Below are 20,741 nucleotides of genomic sequence, written 5' to 3'. Positions count from 1 at the left end.
CGGACACCACACGAGGTCACAGCCATGAGCCTGACGCTTGTCATCCTGCTGGTCGCGCTGGCGCTGCTCGCCATCTACGCGATCGCCGTCTACAACGCCCTGGTGCGGCTCAAGCATCAGGTGGCCAAGAACTGGTCGAACATCGATGTCGTGCTCAAGCAGCGTCACGATGAGCTGCCCAAGCTGGTCAGCGTCTGTCGTCAGTACATGCGCTACGAACAGGAGACCCTGCAGCGCGTGGTCGAGGCGCGCGGGGCGGTGTTCGCCGCCCGCGAGCGCGGCGACCTGCGCCAGCTCGGCACCGCCGAGACCGCGCTGCGCGCCGGACTCGGTCAGCTGCTGGCGATCGCCGAATCCTACCCCGAACTCCAGGCCGACCGCGCCTTCCGCGACCTCGGGGCGCGCATCACCCAGCTCGAGGACACCATCGCCGATCGCCGCGAGCTTTACAACGAGAGCGTCAACCTGCTCAACGTCCGACTCGCCCAGTTCCCCGATCTGCTGATCGCGCGCCGGCTCGGCTTCACCCCGGCGAGCCTCCTCGAGTTCAGCGAGGCACGCGCCGACGTCGATCTCGACGCCCTGTTCGGCTGAGCCGGCGACCATGCTCGAGACGCTCGCCGATGCCCTGGCGCAGACCCCGGCCGAGCAGTTCTGGATCGGCTGGACGATCGTCACCGCCGCGGCGCTGTTCGCGCTGCGCTGGACCCTCGGCCGCTACCACGACCTGCGCCGGGTCACCGACACCCCGACGGCGCGGATCCGCTCCGCCGCCCAGGGACAGGTCGAGCTGCAGGGACTGGCCGCGCCCCACCAGGCGCCCCTGCTGGCACCGCTCACCGGCGCCCCCTGTCTGTGGTATCGCTACCGTATCGAGGAGCGCCGCGACAGCGGTCGTCAGCAACGCTGGGTGCGTGTCGAGGAGGACAGCTCAGAGGCCCCCTTCCTACTCGACGACGGTACCGGACAGTGCCTGGTCGACCCACATCGCGCCCAGGTGCGCTGTCACCGCGCGCGGGTCTGGTACGGCCCACGCCGTGGCGCCCCTCCCGGCACCGCGCCGAGCGCCTGGCAGCAACTGTTCGGCGGCGCGCGGCGCTGGCGGATGCGCGAGGAGCGCATCGAGCACCACGACCTGCTCTATGTCCTCGGCCATCTCGAGACCCCGCGACGCGGCCCCGAGGCGCGCGATCGCCTCACCCGCGCGCTGCTCAACCGCTGGAAACGCGATCCCGAGCGAATGCGTGCGCTCGATCGCAACGGCGACGGCGAGATCGATCTCGATGAGTGGGAGCGGGCACGCACCAAGGCCGCGCAGCTCGCCGAGCACGCCGAGCGCCAGCTCGCCGCGACCCCGCCGCTACCACGCGTGGGACACGGCCCCGATCCACGACTGCGGCCACTGATCGCCAGCGGCGACGAGGCCTCCCTGATCGGACAGCTGCAGTGGCGCACCGCCACAGGCGCCATCCTCACCGGCCTGCTCGCGCTCGGCAGCGCCCTGGCCCCGGCGCTGCGGCTCGGCGCCTGAGCACACCCCGCCGCTCCCGCCACACCACATGGCCCCTCGCCGCACACCAGACCACTCACCCCGTCCATCAACCCCGACTTGACCTCACCGGCAACGACAGCATTTTGCCCTGATAAGGTCAGGACAAACATCAGATTGGCATATCCCATGCTTTAAAAAAGGGCATCGAGGTGACGCCCGATCGACATGCACCAATATCGATCAGTCACTCATCAAGGATCGGATCCAGACATGCGCAAAGCCCTTATTATTCTTTCCCTTGCCTTCTGCCCTAATGTGTTCGCTGCGCCGTCAGAAGCGCTCGATATCGGTGCACGACTCGACCTCATCTGGGTGCTGATCGCCGCTGGGCTGGTGTTCCTGATGCAGGCCGGGTTCACCGCGCTCGAATCCGGGCTGGTACGCGCGAAGAACAGCTATAACGTCGCGATCAAGAACATCAGCGACTTCCTGGTCGCGGTGATCCTGTTCTGGCTGATCGGCTTCGCACTGATGTTCGGCACCAGCCAGAACGGCTGGATCGGGCTGCACGGGTTCAACGGTTCGCTGCTCGGCGCACCCGGCGACTATGCCTTCTTCCTCTTCCAGGCGACCTTCGTCGGCACCGCCGCGACCATCGTCGCCGGCGCCGTGGCCGAGCGGATGAAGTTCAACGCCTATCTGATCATCTCGGCGATGATCAGCCTGCTGATCTATCCGGTCTCGGGGCACTGGGTCTGGGGCAGCGCCTTCGCCGACACCACCCCCGGCTGGCTCGAGGCGATGGGCTTCATGGACTTCGCCGGCTCCACCGTGGTGCACTCGGTCGGCGGCTGGGTGGCGCTCGCCGGGGTGATCGTGCTCGGTGCGCGACGCGGGCGCTTCGATGCGCGCGGCGAGCCGCAGCCCATCCCCGGTCACAACCTGCTGCTGGCCACCCTTGGCATCTTCATCCTCTGGTTCGGCTGGTTCGGCTTCAACGGTGGCAGCGCCCTCGCCGCCGATGCCTCGGTGCCCAAGATCATCCTCAACACCGTGCTCTCGGCGTCCGCCGGCGGACTCGCCAGCCTGCTGCTCGCGCTCACTCTCAATCAGGGCCAGGTGCCGGTCGAGCGGGTGCTCAACGGCACCCTCGCCGGGCTGGTCTCGATCACCGCCGGCTGCGCCTTCGTCGAGCCGGGCAACGCGCTGTGGATCGGCGCCATCGGCGGTCTGCTGGTCTATGGCATCGAATCGGCGCTCCTCCATCTCGCACGACTCGACGACCCGGTCGGGGCGATCGCCGCCCACGGTTTCGGTGGGGTCTGGGGGACGCTGGCGCTCGCCCTCTTCGCCCCCGCCGACCAGCTCGCCACCGGCGGCCACCTCAGTCAGTTCGGGGTGCAGTTGATCGGAGTGGTGGCGGTGTTCGTCTGGGCCTTCGGCAGCGGCCTGGTGGTGTTCCTCGGGCTGCGCCTGTTCCACGACCTGCGGGTCAGCCCGGAGGAGGAGGACGAGGGGCTGAACGTGGTCGAGCACGGCGCCCGCACGGTCTGGCTCGACACCATGCGCACCATGCAGCAGATCGTCGAGAGCGGCGACCTGCGGTTGCGCGCGCCGGTGGAGAACGCCACCGAGGCCGGCGAGACGGCGCTCGCCTTCAACCGCATGCTCGACCGCTTCCAGGAGAGCATCCGGGTGATGACCGAGGTCGCCGGTCGGGTCCAGCTCGACAGCGACCAGCTCGCCGCCCTCGCCCACCAGACCCGCGACGGCGCGCGGCGTCAGCGCCAGGACGCCGAGGAAGCGCAACGCTTCGTCGAGCAGATGCTCGGCCATGCCGGGCACACCCTTGCGAGCGCCCAGCGCGGGCTGGCCTCGGGACACAGTGCCGAGCAACGGGTGGAACACGGCAGTGGTCAGATCGGTCGACTCAATACCCTGGTCAGCCAGCTCGCCGGCCAGCTCGACGGCGCCTCGGAGCAGGCCGGATCGCTCTCGGCGCAGAGTCAGTCGATCGGCGAGGTGGTCGATCTGATCCGCGAGATCGCCGATCAGACCAATCTGCTCGCGCTCAACGCCGCGATCGAGGCGGCGCGCGCCGGCGAGCACGGGCGTGGCTTCGCCGTGGTCTCAGGCGAGATCCGTCAGCTCGCCACCAAGACCCGGCTGGCCACCGATGACATCCGTGAGCGCATCGAGCAGTTGCAGAGCGAGAGCCAGCGCACCGCCGAGACGCTCAGACGCGGCATGGCCGAGGCCAACCAGAGCGCCGAGCAGGCGGCGGCGACGATGCAGGCGCTCGGTGAGATCGTCGAGGCGGTGGCCGAGATCAGCGCGGTCAACCGCGAGATCGTCGAGGCGGTCGAGCAGCAGCATGCGCTCTCCGAGCAGGTCGACACCCGCATCCGCGCAATCCACGACGTCTCCGAGGAGAGCAGCCAGGGCAGCGCGCTGATCGCCGAGAGCGCCACCGGGCTGCGCACCCAGGTCGGCAGCCTCAACACCCAGGTCGCCGGCTTCAGTACCTGAGGCGATCGTCCGGCGCGCGCCCCGACGACGCCTCGTCTGGGTCGGCGTCGGGCAGGCGGCGCGGGTCGATCTCATCCTCGTCCATGAGGATGCGCCGCCCGTCGCCGTCGAGGTCGTCGAACTGGCCGTTGCGCGCGGCCCAGAACAGCACCGCGACCGCGGCCAGGCCGAGCACCAGCATGCCCGGGATCAGTGCATAGATGACATCCATCGGTCGGTCTCCGCGTATCAGCGAGGCGCGCGCCCCGGCCCCGGCGGATCGTCGAGACCGGGGCGGATGCGCGCGGAGTTGGCGATCACCGCCAGCGAACTGAGCGGCATCGACACCGCGGCGATCAGCGGGGTGATGATACCGGCCATCGCCAGCGGCACCATGATCAGGTTGTAGGTCATCGAGATGGCGATGTTCTGGCGGATCGCGCGCAGGGTGCGCCGCGCCAGCACCACCGCCTCGACCACACGCTCCAGCTCGCCGGTCATCAACACGATGTCGGCGCACTCGATCGAGACATCGGTGCCGCTGCCCATGGCGATGCCAACATCGGCGGCCACCAGCGCCGGGGCGTCATTGACGCCATCGCCGACCATGGCCACCGCCGCGCCCTCGGCGCGCAACCGCTCGACCACCCGCGCCTTGTCCTCGGGCAGCACCTCGGCGATGGTCGCCATGCCGCCGAGACGCTCGGCCACCTCATGCGCACGCGCCGCGCGATCACCGCTGAGCAGGGTCAGGCGCATGCCTGCGGCGCGCAACCGCGCCAGCGCCCGCGCGGCATCGGCGCGCAACCGGTCCTCGATACGCAGCACCAGTGCCAGCTCGCCGTCGATCGCGCAACAGACCTCGCCGGGCTCGCCCTCGGGCAGCGCGATGCCCGCCCCGGCCAGCCACTCGGCGCTACCGGCGAGCACCTCCCGCCCCGCCACCCGAGCGCGCACCCCGCGACCGGGCAGCGCGACGAACCCCGCGACCGGCAGCCCGCCGTGCGCCACGCCGAGCGCCGCGCAACAGGCCACCACGGCGCGCGCCAGCGGGTGCTCGGAGTGCTGCTCGAGCGCGCCGAGCGCGGCCAGCGCCGTGCGCTGCGCCTCGGTCAGCCCGGTCTCGGGCGCGCGCCAGTCCTCGCCGGGGGCACGCAACGCCACCACCCGCGCCCGGCCCTCAGTGAGGGTGCCGGTCTTGTCGAAGACCAGATGACGGATCGCCGAGAGCCGTTCGAGCACCGCGCCGTGCTTGATCAGGATGCCGCGCGCCGCGCCCCGCCCCGAGGCCACCGCCACGGCCATCGGCGTGGCCAGCCCGAAGGCGCAGGGACAGGTGACGATCAGCACCGCGGTCGCCGCCATCAGCGCCGACTCGAGGTCGTGACGCACCCAGATCATGAAGGTGACGAGCGCCAGCCCCAGGGTGGCGGCGACGAACCAGGGCACCACCCGGTCGGCGAGACGCTGGATCGGTGCGCGCGAGCTCTGCGCCGACTCGACCAGGGCGATGATTCGCCCCAGCGCGGTCTCGGCGAGCACCCCGCCGACGCGCAGCCGCAGCGCGCCAGCACCGTTGAGGGTGCCGGCGGCGACCGTCGCGCCCGGCCCCTTGGCGACCGGGCGCGACTCGCCGCTGAGCATCGACTCGTCGACCCCGCTCTCGCCGGCGATCACCTCACCATCGACGGCGATGCGCTCGCCGGGACGCACCAGCACCGTCATCCCCGGGGTGATCGCGCGCACCGCAACCGGGCACGCCTCGCCCTGCGCGTCGAGCACCGTCGCCACCCGGGGCTGGAGGTCGAACAGACGCTGGGTCGAGGCCACCGCACGCCGTCGCGAGATCGCCTCGAGATAGCGCCCGAGCAGGATCACGAAGAGGAAGTTGACCACGGTGTCCCAGTAGACGTGCCCCTGCTCGCCGAGCCCCAGGGTGACGGCGAGCGAGTAGCCGTAGGTGACGCTGACCCCAATGGCGATCGGCAGGTCCATGCCGAGCCGGGCGTGACGCAGTCCGGCCCAGGCGCCACGGAAGAAGGGCGCGCCCGAATAGAGCAGGGTCGGGGTGGCCAGGGCGAAGCCGAGCCAGTGGAAGAGCCCGCGGAACTCACCCTGATCGGCGCCGCTGTAGAGCGCGATCGAGATCCACAGCAGGTTCATCATCGCGAACCCGGCCCAGGCGAGACGAAACAGTAGGTCGCGGTTCTCGCGCGCCAGCGCGCCCTCGGCGGCCTCCGGGTCGAAGGGCACAGCGGCATAGCCGAGCGCGGCGAGCCGCGCGAGCACTCGCGACAGGCGCAGCCGCTCGCTGTCCCAGCGCAGCCGCAGCCGTCGTCCGGTGAGGTTGACCCGCGCCTCCTCGACCCCGGGCAGCGACTGCAGCCCGTTCTCGATCAGCCACACGCAGGCGGCGCAGTGGATGCCCTCGACCTGGAGCTGGATGTCGCGGCAGCGCGCGCTGGTATCGGTGAAGGCCTGCTGCACCGCGTCGAGATCGTAGTGCTCAAGGTCGCGCGGCGGCTCGGGCGGCGGCGCCAGCGGCTCGTCGGCACCGGTGCGGCGATAAAAGCCCTCGAGCCCGGCGGCGTGGATCGCCTCGCACACCCCCTTGCAGCCGCTGCAACAGAAGCGGCACTCGACCCCGGCGATCAGCGCCCGCTCGCCACCGCCGGGTCCGATCGGCAGGCCGCAGTGATGACAGCGCGCGGGCGCCTCCCCGGTCGTCGGCGCATGCTCCTCGATGATCGCGTCCATCGCGGTGGTCTCAGCGCGGGCCGACCTCGAGACGCTGGTCGAGACTGTACTCGTCCTCGCCGTGACCCACGGCGATCAGGGTGTCCCAGACCCCGGGCAGCGGGAAGGCGACCTCGGCGACATAGCGCCCCGCACCCTCGCGGCGCATCGGTACGCTGAAGTCGCGCGTGGCGTCGGCCGGGCGATAGGCGTGGAGGGTGACGGCATCGGCCTCGACCGGCTGGCCGGCGCGATCGACCAGGAACAGCCGGATCGCCTCGGCGCGCCCCGGCTGCAGCGGCGGGATGTCGGCCTGCATCACCCAACCCGGATCGCGCGCGCGGCGCGAGACCAGGGTGCGCTCGTAGTCCTGGCCGCGCTCGTAGTAATCGGCGTTGACCAGACCGGGGTTGGTGGCGACGGCGAGATAGACCATCAGCAGGTTGACCAGCAACACCACCACGATCAGCCCGACCCAGGCGATCACCCAGGGGCTGCGCCAGGCCGGGAGGGGTTGCGCCGGATGGGCGGTGCCCGATTGTATCTGCATCTTGACCTCCTCCGCGCCCGTCGGGACGGGCACGGCGACTCAGGGCGCGGGGGCGATGAACACGCTCTCGCGCGCGGTGTCGAGCCGCTGGCCGTCGCCACGGCACGCCTCGGCATGGAAGACCACCGGCTGCTGCTCGGCGGCGAGCGCCGACTCCGGCACCCGCACGAACACCAGCGCCGGGGTCACCACCCCGGCGGCGGCCTGGATCGGCCGCTCCAGCCCGCTGACCTCGAGCCCGGGCGGTCCGCTCACCCGGATCTCGACGGCGAGGGGCTCCGGGGTCTTGTTGAGCAGTTTGAGGGTATAGCGGTTCTGGATCGAGCCGTCGCTCAGGCGCACGAACAGCGGCGCGCGCTCGTGCAGCACCTTGAGATCGAGCGCGGCGAGCGAGGCCAGGCCGTAGACGATCCCGGCGAGCGCCAGGGTGAGGATGCCGCCATAGAGCCAGACCCGTGGGCGCAGTGCTAGGGGCCGGGTCGCTCGTCCCTCGAGTTCGTCGAGCGAGGCGTAGCGGATCAGCCCGCGCGCCTTGCCGACCTTGTCCATCACCTGATCGCAAGCATCGATGCACAACGCGCAGGTGATGCAGCCCTCCTGCTGCCCCTGGCGGATGTCAACCCCGGTGGGGCAGACCGCGACGCACTGGTTGCAATCGATGCAGTCGCCCTGCCCGGCGGCGGCCTCGCCGCCGCGCCGCAACCGTCCGCGCGGCTCGCCACGCCCGGTGTCATAGGCTGGCACCAGGGTGGTGGGATCGAGCATCACCCCCTGGATCCGCGCATAGGGACAGAGCCAGAAGCAGGTCTGCTCGCGCAGGAAGCCGGCGAGCACATAGGTGCCGGCGGTGAACAGGGCCACGGTGACATAGGCGGTGACTCCGGCCTCGCCGGTGAAGAAGGTCCGCCACAGCGTCGGCGCATCGACGAACCAGGCGACGAAGCTGAACCCGGTGAACCAGCCGATCACCAGCCACAGCAGGTGCTTGGGCAGGCGCACCCGCAACCTGGTGGCGAGCGACGCCTGGTCGAGCCGACGGCGCGCCGCCGGCGGCCCCTCGAGGCGTTCCTCGATCCAGGTGAAAACATCGGTCCACACCGTCTGGAAGCAGAAGTACCCGCACCAGGCGCGCCCCACCACCGCCGTCACTACCGCCAGCAGGATGGCGAAGAACAGCAGCAGCAGCGAGAGCATCCAGAAGTCCTGCGGCAGCACGGTGGCGCCGAACAGGTGGTACTGACGGTTGGGGATGTCGAAGAGCACCGCCTGACGACCGTCCCAGCGCACATAGGGGCCGAGGAAGAATACCAGCCAGACCGAGGCGGTGAGCCACTTGAAGGTGCGCCAGCGACCCGACAGCCGCTTGGCGTGGATGGTCTCGCCGCCGGCGTTGACATGCCACTGCGCGGCCTCGGCGTACAGCCCCTCGACCTCGGTGGCGCGATCTCGGCTACTCATCGACATCCCTCGGGGCGAGACCCCGCTGCGACGGGGCACGACCGGCCCCGGTTGATGCCCCACGACTCACCGGTCAGGGGCAGCGTACCGGTCAGAGCATTGGGGCACGACGCCCCGTGACCAAGCACCGGCGTCTCAGAGACCACCGCCGAGCAGGTGCACGTAGACCACCAGCTTCTTGATCTCCTGGGGATCGAGACGGCGGATCTCGACGTCCTCGACCCGCGCGGTCGGGCCGAAGGCCGGCATCACCGCCTCGCGGGTCTGCTCCACCCCGGACTGGTTGACGCCGTAGAGGATGGTGTGGCGCGCGCTCTCGTAACCGCCGGGCTCGAAGCGCCAGATACGGTCGGTGAGATCGGCCGCGCCGACGGTGATCACCTCGCCGCCGGGCAGCTCGGCGAGCACGCCGTTGGCCGTCGGGCCGTGACAGCCGCTGCAACCCTTGGTCGAGAACAGCTGCCAACCGGCCTCGCTGCCCGGCTCGCCCTGACTCATCTCGACCGTCCAGCGCGCCAGGGTGTCGACCTCCTCGGCGCTGAGGATGTCCTGATGCGCCAGCATGTTGCCCTTGCGCCCCTGGGTGATGGTCTCGGTGAGCTTGGCGGTGCTGCCGCCATAGAGCCAGTCGTCGTCGGCGAGCACCGGATAGCCGGGGTTGCCCTGACCGCCACTGCCATGACAGGCGGCGCAATTGTCGCCGAACAGCACCTTGGCCGAGGCCAGGGTGTACTGGGTGAGCCCGGGGTCGGCGAGAATCTCCTCGACCCCGAGCGTGCCGATGCGTGACTCGAACTCGGCGCGCCGCGCCTCGATCTGCGCCACCCCGCGCTCGTACTCCTCGATCTGGGTCCAGCCGAGGATGCCGGGGGTGGCCTCCTCGCCCACCGGCCAGCTCGGATAGAGGATGGTGTAGCCGACCACCCACAGGATCGAGGTCCAGAAGCCGATCATCCACCAGCGCGGCGGCGGGTTCTTCAGCTCGCGCAGGTCGCTGTCCCAGATGTGACCGGTGTTGTTCTCGCCGGGGAAGGGGTTATGGTCGGCCATCGCGCGCTCCCGTGCCTTCGTCGTCGTCGTCATCGAAGGGGATGTGCTTCATGGACTCGAGACGGTCGCGGTTCTTCGGGCGGAAGACCAGGAAGTAGGCCACCACCATCAGCACGAAGATCACCACGGTGAGGATGGTGCCGATCCAGTCGTTGACCGTCATCGCCTGCCAGTCGGTGTGGAAGTAATCGCTGAGGCTATTCACGATAGGTCTTGGCCTCGTCGAGTGCGACCATGGTGCCGAGCACCTGCAGATAGGCCACCAGGGCGTCCATCTCGGTCTTGCCCTCGAGCAGCGCCGGGGCGGCCTCGATGTCGGCCTCGGTGTAGGGCACGCCGAGCGAGCGCAGCCCGCGCATGTGCCACTGGATCCGCCAACCGCTGGGGTAGGCGGTGTCGAGCCAGGGATAACCGGGCATCACCGACTCGGGCACCACCGCACGCGGGTCGCGCAGGTGCTGACGGTGCCAGGCGTCGGAGTACTTGCCGCCGACCCGCGCCAGGTCCGGCCCGGTGCGCTTGGAGCCCCACTGGAAGGGGTGGTCGAACATCGACTCGGAGGCGAGCGAATAGTGGCCGTAGCGCTCCTTCTCATCGCGGAAGGGGCGCACCATCTGCGAGTGACAGGTGTAGCAGCCCTCGCGCTGGTAGATATCACGCCCGACCAGTTCCAGCGGGGTATAGGGTCGCACCCCCTCGCCCGCAGTCCAGTTCCACTGCTCGCGCCCGTTCTCGTCGACGGTGACGATCGGGGCCTCGCCGGCCTTGGCCCAGACGATCTCGGGGAAACGCGCGTGCTCCATGGTGTTTTTCATGTAGAACAGCGGCACGATCTCCACCAGCCCGCCGACCGACAGCACCAGGGCGAGAACGATCAGTAGCCCCCAGATATTGACTTCCATCCACTCCTGGAAGCTCTTCGGCTTGGTCTTCTGCCTGCTCATGGGACAACTCCGGTTCAGGCCGGCGCCGGCAGCGCGCGGGCACGATCGAGATTGCCCTCGGCGAGCGACTTGCGCACGGTCATCAGCACGTTGAACAGCATGATCACGGCGCCGAACAGGAAGATCATGCCGCCGGTGGCGCGCATCGCGTAGTAGGGATGCATGGCGTCGACCGACTCGACGAAGGTGTAGGCGAGAGTCCCGTACTCGTCATAGGCGCGCCACATCAGCCCCTGCATGATCCCCGAGACCCACATCGCGACGATATAGATCACGGTGCCGATGGTGGCGGTCCAGAAATGCAGGTTGATCAGCCGTATCGAGTACATCTCGGTGTGATAGAGCCGGGTCATCAGGTGGTAGATGGCACCGATGGAGATGCCCGCGACCCAGCCGAGCGCCCCGGAGTGGACGTGCCCGATGGTCCAGTCGGTGTAGTGCGAGAGCGCGTTGACGGTCTTCAGCGACATCACCGGTCCCTCGAAGGTCGACATCGCGTAGAAGGCCAGGGCGATGATCAGGAAGCGCAGCACATAGTCAGTGCGCAACCGGTCCCAGGCCCCGGAGAGGGTCATCATGCCGTTCACCGCCCCGCCCCAGGAGGGGATGATCATGGCGATCGAGACCGCCGCGCCGAGCGAGCCGGTCCAGTCAGGCAGCGCGGTGTACTGCAGATGATGGGCGCCGAGCCAGACGTAGCCAAACATCAGCGACCAGAAGTGGATCACCGAGAGGCGGTAGGAGTAGACAGGCCGACCGGCCTGCTTGGGCACGAAGTAGTACATGATGCCGAGGAAGCCGGCGGTGAGATAGAAGCCGACGGCGTTGTGCCCCCACCACCACTGGATCATCGCATCCTGCACCCCGGAGAAGATGGAGTAGGACTTGAACAGCCCGACCGGGATGGCGAGGCTGTTGACGACGTGGAGATAGACGATCATCACCATCATGCCGAGGAAGAACCAGTTCGACACATAGATGTGCGAGGTCTTGCGCCGGGCGATGGTCATGATGAAGTTGATGGTGAAGGCCAGCCACACCACCGCGATGAGGATGTCGATCGGCCACTCCAGCTCGGCGTACTCCTTCGACTGGGTCAGCCCCAGCGGCAGGGTGATCACCGCCAGCAGGATCACCAGGTTCCAGCCCCAGAAGGTGAAGCGCGCCAGCCGCGGACTCCACAGCCGCACCCCGCAGGTACGCTGCACGGTGTAGAAGGCGGTGGCCATCAGGGTACAGCCACCGAAGGCGAAGATAACGGCGTTGGTGTGGAGCGGGCGCAGTCGCCCGAAGGAGAGATAGGGGGAGTCGAAGTTCAGCGCCGGCCAGGCGAGCTCGGAGGCGATGTAGACCCCGACGGCGGCGCCGACGACCAGATAGACCACGGCCATGACCGTGAACCAGCGTACGACGTCGAGGTCGTATTTCTGCTCCAGATTGGCATCCATAACGGCTCCTCTGGACACGACGATGGATGAGCCGGGAAGCGCCGCATCCGTGACGATTCCCGAGGTGCGAGCGCGCACCGCCCTGCTCGGGCGTCCCGGCAAGACGACCGGTCACGCCCCGACGGTCGACTCGGAACCGACCCATCCGCTGCCGTCGATACCGACACCGCCGGGCAGATAACACTGGATCCGCGCCTCAAAGTCAACCAAAACACTCGGGTAATCTCCACGCCACCCTCAGTTCCAGCGAACAGCCGAGGCACCGGAGACGACGGATGCGAAACCGCCGCACACCGCGGCGAGCGCGTGACATCACCCATGGTGAAATTGCGTCCATCCCGATACGCGAACAAGGGCGGCGCGACGGATCCGCGCACACCGCTCGTCGGCACGCGTGCAATCGACGGCGTCGAGGGCTAGAAACCGAGTGGTAGTGGTTGGGCCGGACCGGTGGGATGTGGCAGATCACGATCGATATGGCGCGAACGATCCTGGGCGCGATCGATCTCCTCGGTCGAGAGCATGCGTCGCAGCCGGTCGCGATCGATCTCGGCATGGGTGTCACCGCGCGCCGAGGCGAGATTCAGCCAGACATAGGCCTCGACCAGATTCTTCTCGACACCACGACCGGTACGCAGCATCCGCCCCAAGCGCGCCATCGCCTGGGGATCGCCCTGAGTCGCGGCACGCCGATACCAGGCGAGCGCCGACTCGTAGTCCTGGATCACCCCACGCCCCTTCTCGTAGAGCCCGCCCATCACCAACTGGGCGCGCACATGATCCTGCTCGGCGGCCTTGGCGATCCAATCGGCGGCCTCGCCGAGACGGCGCTGTTCGCCACGCTCCCAATGCCGCTGCACGATCGCCAGCCCCAGCTGGTACTGCGCCTCGGCATCCCCGGTGTCGGCCGCCGTCAATAGCTCGGGTTTGTCATAGGCGGCGGCGAATCCATAGGGCTCGGGCGCCAGCACGGCCAGCACCGGATCCTCCGATCTGGAGCGCTCGAGTTCGACCACACCGCCATCGGACTGGCGCAGCGCCGCCCACCACCCCACCCCACCGATCATCACCAGGGCGATACCAGCCATCGCCCACTGCTGGATGAGGAAGTAGTCGATGCTCTGGAAGCGCGCGCCACAGTCACAGCAACGAAACCAGGAGCGAAACCAGAGTCGCGCACCCCGCCCCCTGGACTGCAAGCGCGACTTGCGGGTGTTGTAGCTTCCACACTGCGGACACTGTTCCATGACGACACCGGGAGAAACTGGAGCAGGAGCAACACGATTCAAGGACGCGGCGACAACGGACACCGTCCATTCACGCAATGGCAACGCAGCGCCGAGGCCTCAATATTCCATATCGGTGCAGCAAACACAAAGGCAGGCGACAAGACACGGGGTGCGCCGCGCCCGTCACGAAAAGTGCTCAATGTGTGGGGAACACTATTTGAAAAACGCGTCGACCGAGAATCCTTCCTTCTCGAGGATGTCGCGCAGCCGGCGCAACGCGTCCATCTGGATCTGACGCACCCGCTCGCGGGTCACACCCAGCTCTTGCGCCACGCTCTCGAGGGTCGAGTGCTCGTAGCCGTGCAACCCGAAGCGGCGCTCCACCACCTCACGTTGCTTGTCGTTGAGCTTGCCGAGCCAGTGGTCGAGATTGGTCTGGATGTCGGTATCCTGGATGCGCTCGGTGGGGTCGTCGGCGGCCTCGTCCTGGAGCATGTCGACCAACGGCTTGTCGGCGTCCTTGCTGAAGGGGGTGTCGACCGAGGCGATGCGCTCGTTGAGCCCGAGCATGCGCTTGACCTCGGTGATCGGACGATCGAGCAGCTCGGCGATGTCCTCGGTGGTCGGCTCGTGATCGAGCTGCTGGGCGAGCTGGCGGGCAGCCTTGAGATAGACGTTGATCTCCTTGACCACATGGATCGGCAGACGCACGGTACGGGTCTGATTCATGATCGCCCGCTCGATGGTCTGACGGATCCACCAAGTGGCGTAGGTCGAGAAGCGGAAGCCGCGCTCGGGGTCGAACTTCTCGACCGCGCGGATCAACCCGAGGTTGCCCTCCTCGATGAGATCGAGCAATGGCAAGCCGCGATTGAGATAGCGCCGGGCAATCTTCACCACCAGCCGCAGGTTGCTGACGATCATCCGCTGACGCGCGGCATTGTCGCCGGCCTGCGCCAGGCGCGCGTAGTACACCTCTTCCTCGGCGGTGAGCAGTTTCGAGCCGCCGATCTCGTTCAGATAGAGCCGGGTGGCGTCAAAGTCGGCGTCACTCGATGGCAGGCGAGTGGTCGTCGGGCTGCGTTCCCGTTCACTCGCTCCGTCACTATCGTTATCGCTGTCACTGTCACCATCGCTTTCAGAATCGTTCTGATCGACAGTGTCAGAGTCGCGGCCCTCTTCCAGGCCCCTCTCATCGTCACGCTCATAGCCCGAGACCAGGGCATCGTCCTCGGTCGCGTTGGGGTTGTCGTGGGCCTGTCGACCTTTGGCGGTTGGCATCCACCTCTCCCTCCGTTGAATCAACGGGGTTGTTTACGCACGGGCAAGTAGAGTACCGGATCGACGGCCGTGCCGTGGCGGCGAATCTCGAAATGCAGCAGATAGGCGCCATCCGGGGCCTGCCCGATCTCGGCCAGGGCCTGGCCACGCTTGACCAGGGATCCTTCCTTGACGAACAGCTTGCGGTTGAATCCGTACGCGCTCAGATACTTCTCGCTGTGCTTGACGATGATAAGGTTGCCATATCCCTTGAGTCCACCACCGCTGTAGACCACCTTGCCGGGAGCCGCCGCGCGCACCTGCAGCCCCGCGCGGCCACCGATGCGGATCCCCTGACGGGTGCGGTCGGCGTTGCGGAAGTCCTGCACCACGGCACCGTCGATCGGCCACTCCCAGTCCACCCCGGAAGCAGCGCGACGGCTACCCGCAGCGCCCGCCGGACTGGTGTCGACGCGCGCCACCCCGAGCTTGGACGGCGGTGTCCGACGAGACGGCGGCGGACGGCTATCCTTGCCACCAGACGACTGCGTCACGACAGATGTCGTCGGCCCGGCACGTCGCTTGGTACCCGTCGGGGGCTCGATCCGCAACAGCGTTCCGGCGTAGATGGTGTAAGGCGCCTCGAGCCGGTTCCACTCGGCCAGTGCACGCAACCGCTGGCCGCGCCGCACGGCGATCTCGCCGAGGGTGTCGCCGGGGCGCACCAGATAGAAGCCCTCGGGAACCGGTCCCTGCCAGTCCCAGTCATAGACCGGCGCCGGCCCGATCGGGCCGCAACCACCGAGCGCGAACACCAAGACCAGCGCCAGCAGTACCAGCCAGCCCACCCCTGAACGCCTGCGCGCGATACGATCGGGGTCCATTCCTCGGGGACAAGTCACCACTGTATCGCCTCCAGTCATCCTTCAATGGGTATCGACGTGCGATAGACAAGGGGTGGGGCGACAGACGTTCAACGGCGCTCGCCATCCAGCCATTGATCAAGGGTCTCGAGCGCACTGTATCGGGTCAGGTCGATCTGCAGCGGCGTGATCGAGACGAAACCATTGCGCACGGCATGGAAGTCGGTGCCGACCCCCGCGTCCTGCTCCGGCCCGGCCGGCCCCACCCAGTAGATGGTCCGCCCGCGCGGGTCCTGCGCAGCGACCACCGGCTCGGCCTTGTGACGCTGTCCCAGCCGCGTCGCGCGAAAGCCGGCGAGCGACTCATAGGGCAGGTCCGGCACATTGACGTTGAGGATCAGGTTCGGCTCGAGCGGCCGTTCGCGCAGTCGCGACACCAGCTCGACGACGACCCGCGCGGCGCTGTCGAGATGACGCGGCGCATGCACCGCGCTCGACACCGCGATCGCCGGTAGTCCGAGGAAACGTCCCTCGGTCGCCGCGGCGACGGTGCCGGAATAGATCACATCGTCCCCCAGGTTGGGGCCGTGGTTGATCCCGGCAACCACGATATCGGGTTCGATCTCGGGCAATCCGGTGAGCGCCAGGTGCACACAGTCGGTCGGTGTACCGTCGACACTCATGTAGCCGTTGGGGCGGCGTCTGACGCGCAGCGGGACATCGAGCGTCAGCGAATTGCTGGCGCCACTGCGATCGCGTTCGGGCGCCACCACGTGCACGGTGCCGAGCGCACGCAGTCCCTCGGCCAATGCCACCAGTCCGGGTGACTGATAACCATCATCGTTGCTGACCAGGATCTTCATGCGTTGGTTGTCTGTCGATTACTGAGATGGATGCGGACAGGCTGACGGGACACGTCAGCGTCGGCGCCGACGCCCCCGGAGACGTGGACACGGGCCGGGTGACGGAGCGGCGGGATGAGCGGAGATCATACGCAAAAGGCGCCTCTCCGACACCCGTGCCCCGGCGCGCGCCCCTGATATACTGCCCCGCGCCTGGCCACGGCCATCTCCATCTCAATGCCCAGGACAACCCACAGCCCGGACCCCCCGCATGAAGAGACAGATCGAGCAAGCCGATGTGGAGCTGTTCCTGCAGACGGTCGGCGAGGTCACCCGGCTGGAGGTCGAGACACCACCACCGAGCGAGCGGCGTCGACCGTCACCCGTCCCGCGCCCGCGCGAACCCGAACTCGACGACCCGGAACCCATCGCGGGCCTCTCCGAGGCCAATCTCGAGACCCCGGAGTACCTGCTGTTCTCGCGTCCCGGAGTCCAGCGCCGGGTACTCGGGGAGCTGCAACGCGGCGCCATCGAGGTCGGGCTTGAGGTCGACCTGCATGGCCTCAACGCCACCTACGCCAAGGCGCTGCTCGGTGACTTCCTTGCCGAGTGCGGACATCGCCGGATCCGTTGCGCGCGCATCATCCACGGTAAGGGCTACCGTTCATCGGGCAATCAGCCGGTGCTCAAGCAGAAGCTCAACTACTGGCTGCGGCTCTACGATCAGGTCCTCGCCTTCTGCTCGGCGACGCGACGCGACGGCGGCACCGGCGCGCTCTACGTGCTGCTGCGCAATCCCGACAAGTCGCGTCGTCAGCAACGCCGCTGAGCCTTCATCCAACCGCCACTCCCGACCGAGATCACCGCCCTCATGCTGACCTATCCCGACATCGACCCTGTCGCCCTCGCCCTCGGCCCACTCCAGATCCACTGGTACGGCCTGATGTACCTGCTCGGCTTCGCCGCCGCCTGGGGCCTGGGGCGCTGGCGCGCCGCCCGTCCCGACAGCGGCTGGAGCGGGATCATGGTCGATGACCTGATCTTCTACGGGGTGATCGGGGTGATCCTCGGCGGGCGGCTCGGCTACATGCTGTTCTACGGGCTCGAGCAGGTACTCGCCGACCCGCTGGCCCTGCTCCGGGTCTGGGAGGGCGGCATGTCCTTCCACGGCGGCCTGCTCGGAGTGCTGATCGCCACCGCGCTGTTCGCGCGCCGCCAGGGCCTGACCTTCTTCCAGGCCACCGACTTCCTCGCCCCGCTGGTGCCGCTGGGACTGCTCGCCGGGCGCATCGGCAACTTCATCAACGGCGAACTCTGGGGACACCGCACCAGCCTACCCTGGGGGGTCCAGCTGCCCTGCGATCGGTTTCCCCGACAGTGTCTCGACCAGCCGGCCACCACCCTGCTGAGCCCGGCGGTGCACGCCTCGCAACTCTACGAGGCGCTGCTCGAAGGGTTGGTGCTGTTCGTCCTGCTGTGGCTGTTCTCCGGCCGGCCGCGCCCGACCATGGCCGTCTCCGGGCTGTTCCTGGTCGGCTACGGGGTGGCGCGTTTCAGCGTCGAGTTCGTGCGCCTGCCCGACGCCCATCTCGGCTATCTCGCCTTCGGCTGGCTGACCATGGGGCAGCTGCTCACCCTGCCGATGATCCTCGCCGGGGCACTGCTGCTGGCGCTGGCCTATCGACGCCCGAGCGGTGAGCGGGCCTGACGGAGTGCGCCCGGCCGCCGGGCCGCGCGCCCGTGGCGCCGGGATACGGACACAAAAAAACCGGCCAGTGGCCGGTTTTTTCGGTGCCGGAAGCGGGTGCTTCGACGGATCAGCCCATCGCCTTGATGTGTGCGTTCAGGCGGCTCTTGTGACGAGCGGCCTTGTTGGCGTGGATCAGGCCCTTGCGGGCGGCACGATCGATACGGGGAGCGGCGTCCTGGAAGGCCTTGACGGCTGCTTCCTTGTCACCGGCCTGGATGGCCTTGATCACCTTCTTGACGAAGGTACGCAACGTGCTGCGCTGCGCCATGTTGTTCTGGCGACGGGTTTCGGCCTGACGGGCGCGCTTGCGGGCTTGTGCTGAGTTGGCCAACGGGAGTCTCCTGGAAATCCGGCAAGTTGTTCTTTAGAAGAGCGGATAAAGACCGAGCATTTTTCCGTCATCCAGACCGATTGTCAAGGACCTTGATACGCTAAATCCCTCATTCGCCATTATAATGTGCGATTTCCCGAGGAGTCCCACCACGTGTCATCGCTCTCCGGTTCAGCGCTCGTGGTCGGCGGCAACACCCTGCTCTCGCGCGTCCTCGGCTTCGCCCGTGATCTGGTGATCGCCCGTACCTTCGGCGCCGATGCCACCACCGATGCCTTCTTCGTCGCCTTCAAGATCCCCAACTTCCTCCGCCGGCTGTTCGCCGAGGGCGCCTTCGCCGCGGCCCTGGTACCGGCATTGGAGGAACGCCGTCGCCACGGCGGGCGCGCCGGGCTGACACGACTCGTCGCCGAACTCGCCGGCACCCTGGGGCTGCTGCTGGTGCTCTTCACCGCGCTCGGCACCCTCGCCGCGCCACTGCTGATCCTACTCTTCGCCCCCGGCTTCGGCGCCGACACCGATCAGCTCGCACTCGCCGCCGAGCTGCTGCGCCTGACCCTGCCCTATGTGCTGCTGATCAGCCTCACCGCACTGGCCGGCGCGGTGCTCAACTGTCACGAGCGCTTCGCCGTCCCAGCCTTCACCCCGGTGCTGCTCAACCTGGCGCTGATCGGCGCGGCGCTGTTGCTCGCCCCCCACCTCGAGCGCCCGGTGCTCGCGCTGGCCTGGGGGGTGTTGCTCGGCGGCAGCGCACAGCTCGCGCTACAGCTCCCGGCGCTCGCCCGGCTCGGGCTGCTGCCACGCCCGCGCCTCGCCCTCGACTCGCCGGTGGTGCGGCGCATCCTGCGCCGCCTGGGCCCGGCGCTGCTCGGTGTCTCGATGGTCCAGCTCAGCCTGCTGCTCGACACCCTGCTCGCCTCCTTCCTCACCCCGGGCAGCATCTCCTGGCTCTATTACGCCGAGCGGCTGATGGAGTTCCCGCTCGGGCTGCTCGCAGCCGCACTCGGGGTGGTCATCCTGCCCCGACTCACCCGTGGCAATGGCGCGGCGAACGCGCGGCGCTTCTCCGCCACCCTCGACTGGGGGCTGCGCTGGACGCTGCTGCTCGGACTGCCAGCAGCGGTGGGGCTGGCGCTGCTCGCCGAGGGGTTGATCGCCACCCTGTTCCAGTCCGGCGCCTTCAGCCCCGAGGATGTCACCCTCGCCGCTCAGGCACTGAGCGCCTACGCGCTCGGCCTGCTCGCCTTCATCGCGATCAAGGTGCTCGCCCCCGGCTGCTACGCGCGTCACGACACCCGCACCCCGGTGCGGATCGCGCTGATCGCCCTCGGGGTCAATCTGGCACTCGATCTCGCGCTGATGGGCCCCCTCGGACACGCTGGACTGGCGCTGGCCACCACCCTCGCCGCCCTGCTCAATGCCCTGCTGCTGCTGCGCGCGCTGAGACGCGACGGCAGTTATCGCCCGCGCCCCGGCTGGTCCGCACTCGGCGCCGCAGTACTCGGCGCCAGCCTGGCGATGGCCGGGATGCTGCACTGGGCGTTCGGCACACTCGACTGGGGCGCGCTCGCGCCCTGGGACCGGGCCTGGCACCTCGGCGGCGCCATCCTCGCCGGCGCCACCCTCTACGCCGCCCTCGTGCTCCTCGCCGGTGTGCGTCCGCGCCACCTCGCCGCCCCCGAGCGCCGGCGCTGACGCCAGCGGCCAGCGGATTGAACCGCAAAGCCACAAAGCACGCGAAGGGAGAGGAAGGATCAATCGATGACCATGGCGGTCACCCTTCCCCACCGGCGGCTGGCGGCTGATCGCTGGCGGCTATGATCGACAGGCCGGATGTCGATGCGCGCGGTCTTCGCTTGGTCACTCACCCCAGCCTACGTCTCCCCCCCTTGGCGTCCTTGGCGCCTTTGTGGTTCGATCCCTCGCTGGCGGCCAGCGACTGGTGGCTGGCAGCTGGCGACTGGCGACTGGCGACTGGCGACTGGCGACTGGCGACTGGCGACTGGCGACTATGATCGACAGGCCGGATGTCGATGCGCGCGGTCTTCGCTTGGTCACTCACCCCAGCCTACGTCTCCCCCCCCCTTGGCGTCCTTGGCGCCTTTGTGGTTCGATCCCTCGCTGGCGGCCGACGGCCGGCGACTGGTGGCTGGGCGGCTGGCGGCTGGCGGCTGGCGGCTGGCGGCTGGCGGCTGGCGGCTGGCGGCTGGCGGCTGGCGGCTGGCGGCTGGCGGCTGGCGGCTGAGCCTCTCACGCCCCATCGTCGACCCACGACGCGTA

The 20,741-nt window shown here is 68.4% G+C and carries 19 protein-coding genes; 6 read left to right on the top strand and 13 right to left on the bottom strand.

The window, feature by feature from the left end:
- Positions 1-24: 24 nt before the first annotated feature.
- The 3 genes from MARPU_RS02810 to amt all read left to right on the top strand — a co-directional run bounded on the left by MARPU_RS02810 (position 25) and on the right by amt (position 4,021).
- On the top strand, positions 25-594 hold the full coding sequence (locus MARPU_RS02810; RefSeq protein ID WP_005222678.1) for a LemA family protein: 570 nt from the start codon (positions 25-27) through the stop codon (positions 592-594).
- 10 nt (positions 595-604) lie between these two features.
- Positions 605-1,531, top strand: coding sequence for a GIDE domain-containing protein (locus MARPU_RS02805; protein WP_005222677.1), 927 nt, complete (start codon positions 605-607; stop codon positions 1,529-1,531).
- Between the two features lie 231 nt (positions 1,532-1,762).
- Entirely contained in the window at positions 1,763-4,021 is a 2,259-nt protein-coding gene (gene amt / locus MARPU_RS02800; RefSeq protein ID WP_005222676.1) for an ammonium transporter, read from the top strand.
- Here amt and ccoS read toward each other — a convergent pair.
- From ccoS to surE, 12 genes are all read right to left on the bottom strand, one after another.
- Positions 4,011-4,232, bottom strand: a complete 222-nt coding sequence (ccoS, locus tag MARPU_RS02795; RefSeq protein WP_005222675.1) for a cbb3-type cytochrome oxidase assembly protein CcoS — start codon at positions 4,230-4,232, stop codon at positions 4,011-4,013. The two genes, amt and ccoS, sit on opposite strands and share 11 nt — an antisense overlap.
- A gap of 17 nt (positions 4,233-4,249) precedes the next feature.
- Positions 4,250-6,757, bottom strand: coding sequence for a heavy metal translocating P-type ATPase (locus tag MARPU_RS02790; protein WP_005222674.1), 2,508 nt, complete (start codon positions 6,755-6,757; stop codon positions 4,250-4,252).
- 10 nt (positions 6,758-6,767) lie between these two features.
- A complete protein-coding gene (locus MARPU_RS02785) occupies positions 6,768-7,286 on the bottom strand; it encodes a FixH family protein (protein ID WP_005222673.1) in 519 nt (172 codons plus the stop codon).
- Between the two features lie 39 nt (positions 7,287-7,325).
- Positions 7,326-8,744, bottom strand: coding sequence for a cytochrome c oxidase accessory protein CcoG (gene ccoG, locus MARPU_RS02780; RefSeq protein ID WP_005222672.1), 1,419 nt, complete (start codon positions 8,742-8,744; stop codon positions 7,326-7,328).
- Positions 8,745-8,879: 135 nt separating this feature from the next.
- The gene (ccoP, locus tag MARPU_RS02775; protein ID WP_005222671.1) at positions 8,880-9,794 is read right to left on the bottom strand and encodes a cytochrome-c oxidase, cbb3-type subunit III; all 915 of its coding nucleotides are present in this window, start codon (positions 9,792-9,794) and stop codon (positions 8,880-8,882) included.
- The gene (locus tag MARPU_RS02770) at positions 9,781-9,999 is read right to left on the bottom strand and encodes a cbb3-type cytochrome oxidase subunit 3 (protein ID WP_005222655.1); all 219 of its coding nucleotides are present in this window, start codon (positions 9,997-9,999) and stop codon (positions 9,781-9,783) included. Before MARPU_RS02770 ends, ccoP begins: the two co-directional genes overlap by 14 nt.
- The gene (ccoO, locus tag MARPU_RS02765) at positions 9,992-10,738 is read right to left on the bottom strand and encodes a cytochrome-c oxidase, cbb3-type subunit II (RefSeq protein ID WP_005222654.1); all 747 of its coding nucleotides are present in this window, start codon (positions 10,736-10,738) and stop codon (positions 9,992-9,994) included. Before ccoO ends, MARPU_RS02770 begins: the two co-directional genes overlap by 8 nt.
- Positions 10,739-10,752: 14 nt before the next feature.
- On the bottom strand, positions 10,753-12,186 hold the full coding sequence (gene ccoN / locus MARPU_RS02760; RefSeq protein WP_005222653.1) for a cytochrome-c oxidase, cbb3-type subunit I: 1,434 nt from the start codon (positions 12,184-12,186) through the stop codon (positions 10,753-10,755).
- A 416-nt stretch (positions 12,187-12,602) separates the two neighbouring features.
- Positions 12,603-13,433, bottom strand: coding sequence for a tetratricopeptide repeat protein (locus tag MARPU_RS16485; RefSeq protein ID WP_005222652.1), 831 nt, complete (start codon positions 13,431-13,433; stop codon positions 12,603-12,605).
- A 195-nt stretch (positions 13,434-13,628) separates the two neighbouring features.
- Positions 13,629-14,696 (bottom strand): RNA polymerase sigma factor RpoS, encoded by a 1,068-nt coding sequence (gene rpoS, locus MARPU_RS02750; protein WP_005222651.1) that lies wholly within the window; start codon positions 14,694-14,696, stop codon positions 13,629-13,631.
- A 20-nt stretch (positions 14,697-14,716) separates the two neighbouring features.
- Positions 14,717-15,580: a peptidoglycan DD-metalloendopeptidase family protein gene (locus tag MARPU_RS02745; protein ID WP_005222650.1), complete on the bottom strand. Its 864-nt coding sequence runs from the start codon at positions 15,578-15,580 to the stop codon at positions 14,717-14,719.
- Positions 15,581-15,648: 68 nt separating this feature from the next.
- The gene (gene surE, locus MARPU_RS02740; RefSeq protein ID WP_005222648.1) at positions 15,649-16,401 is read right to left on the bottom strand and encodes a 5'/3'-nucleotidase SurE; all 753 of its coding nucleotides are present in this window, start codon (positions 16,399-16,401) and stop codon (positions 15,649-15,651) included.
- 250 nt (positions 16,402-16,651) lie between these two features.
- On the opposite strand from surE, the gene MARPU_RS02735 reads away from it, so the two are divergent.
- Both MARPU_RS02735 and lgt read left to right on the top strand, forming a co-directional pair.
- Positions 16,652-17,209: a Smr/MutS family protein gene (locus MARPU_RS02735; protein WP_005222646.1), complete on the top strand. Its 558-nt coding sequence runs from the start codon at positions 16,652-16,654 to the stop codon at positions 17,207-17,209.
- A 42-nt stretch (positions 17,210-17,251) separates the two neighbouring features.
- On the top strand, positions 17,252-18,088 hold the full coding sequence (gene lgt, locus MARPU_RS02730) for a prolipoprotein diacylglyceryl transferase (RefSeq protein WP_005222645.1): 837 nt from the start codon (positions 17,252-17,254) through the stop codon (positions 18,086-18,088).
- Positions 18,089-18,197: 109 nt separating this feature from the next.
- On the opposite strand, the gene rpsT is transcribed toward lgt, so the two are convergent.
- Complete coding sequence (gene rpsT, locus MARPU_RS02725; protein ID WP_005222643.1) at positions 18,198-18,461, bottom strand: 30S ribosomal protein S20; 264 nt, start codon at positions 18,459-18,461, stop codon at positions 18,198-18,200.
- Between the two features lie 153 nt (positions 18,462-18,614).
- Here rpsT and murJ point away from each other — a divergent pair, with 153 nt between their 5' ends.
- Complete coding sequence (gene murJ, locus MARPU_RS02720) at positions 18,615-20,156, top strand: murein biosynthesis integral membrane protein MurJ (RefSeq protein WP_005222641.1); 1,542 nt, start codon at positions 18,615-18,617, stop codon at positions 20,154-20,156.
- Positions 20,157-20,741 lie beyond the last annotated feature (585 nt).

This window comes from Marichromatium purpuratum 984 (assembly GCF_000224005.2).
Lineage (GTDB): Bacteria > Pseudomonadota > Gammaproteobacteria > Chromatiales > Chromatiaceae > Marichromatium > Marichromatium purpuratum.
This window is presented reverse-complemented; position numbering and strand designations above follow the sequence as displayed.

Coding starts and splice junctions, on each gene's coding strand:
- MARPU_RS02810 (WP_005222678.1), top strand. CDS start 25: ATGAGCCTGACGCTTGTCATCCTGCTGGTCGCGCTGGCGCTGCTCGCC.
- lgt (WP_005222645.1), top strand. CDS start 17,252: ATGCTGACCTATCCCGACATCGACCCTGTCGCCCTCGCCCTCGGCCCA.
- MARPU_RS02735 (WP_005222646.1), top strand. CDS start 16,652: ATGAAGAGACAGATCGAGCAAGCCGATGTGGAGCTGTTCCTGCAGACG.
- MARPU_RS16485 (WP_005222652.1), bottom strand. CDS start 13,433: ATGGAACAGTGTCCGCAGTGTGGAAGCTACAACACCCGCAAGTCGCGC.
- ccoP (WP_005222671.1), bottom strand. CDS start 9,794: ATGGCCGACCATAACCCCTTCCCCGGCGAGAACAACACCGGTCACATC.
- ccoO (WP_005222654.1), bottom strand. CDS start 10,738: ATGAGCAGGCAGAAGACCAAGCCGAAGAGCTTCCAGGAGTGGATGGAA.
- ccoS (WP_005222675.1), bottom strand. CDS start 4,232: ATGGATGTCATCTATGCACTGATCCCGGGCATGCTGGTGCTCGGCCTG.
- ccoG (WP_005222672.1), bottom strand. CDS start 8,744: ATGAGTAGCCGAGATCGCGCCACCGAGGTCGAGGGGCTGTACGCCGAG.
- MARPU_RS02785 (WP_005222673.1), bottom strand. CDS start 7,286: ATGCAGATACAATCGGGCACCGCCCATCCGGCGCAACCCCTCCCGGCC.
- surE (WP_005222648.1), bottom strand. CDS start 16,401: ATGAAGATCCTGGTCAGCAACGATGATGGTTATCAGTCACCCGGACTG.
- rpoS (WP_005222651.1), bottom strand. CDS start 14,696: ATGCCAACCGCCAAAGGTCGACAGGCCCACGACAACCCCAACGCGACC.
- MARPU_RS02805 (WP_005222677.1), top strand. CDS start 605: ATGCTCGAGACGCTCGCCGATGCCCTGGCGCAGACCCCGGCCGAGCAG.
- ccoN (WP_005222653.1), bottom strand. CDS start 12,186: ATGGATGCCAATCTGGAGCAGAAATACGACCTCGACGTCGTACGCTGG.
- amt (WP_005222676.1), top strand. CDS start 1,763: ATGCGCAAAGCCCTTATTATTCTTTCCCTTGCCTTCTGCCCTAATGTG.
- MARPU_RS02790 (WP_005222674.1), bottom strand. CDS start 6,757: ATGGACGCGATCATCGAGGAGCATGCGCCGACGACCGGGGAGGCGCCC.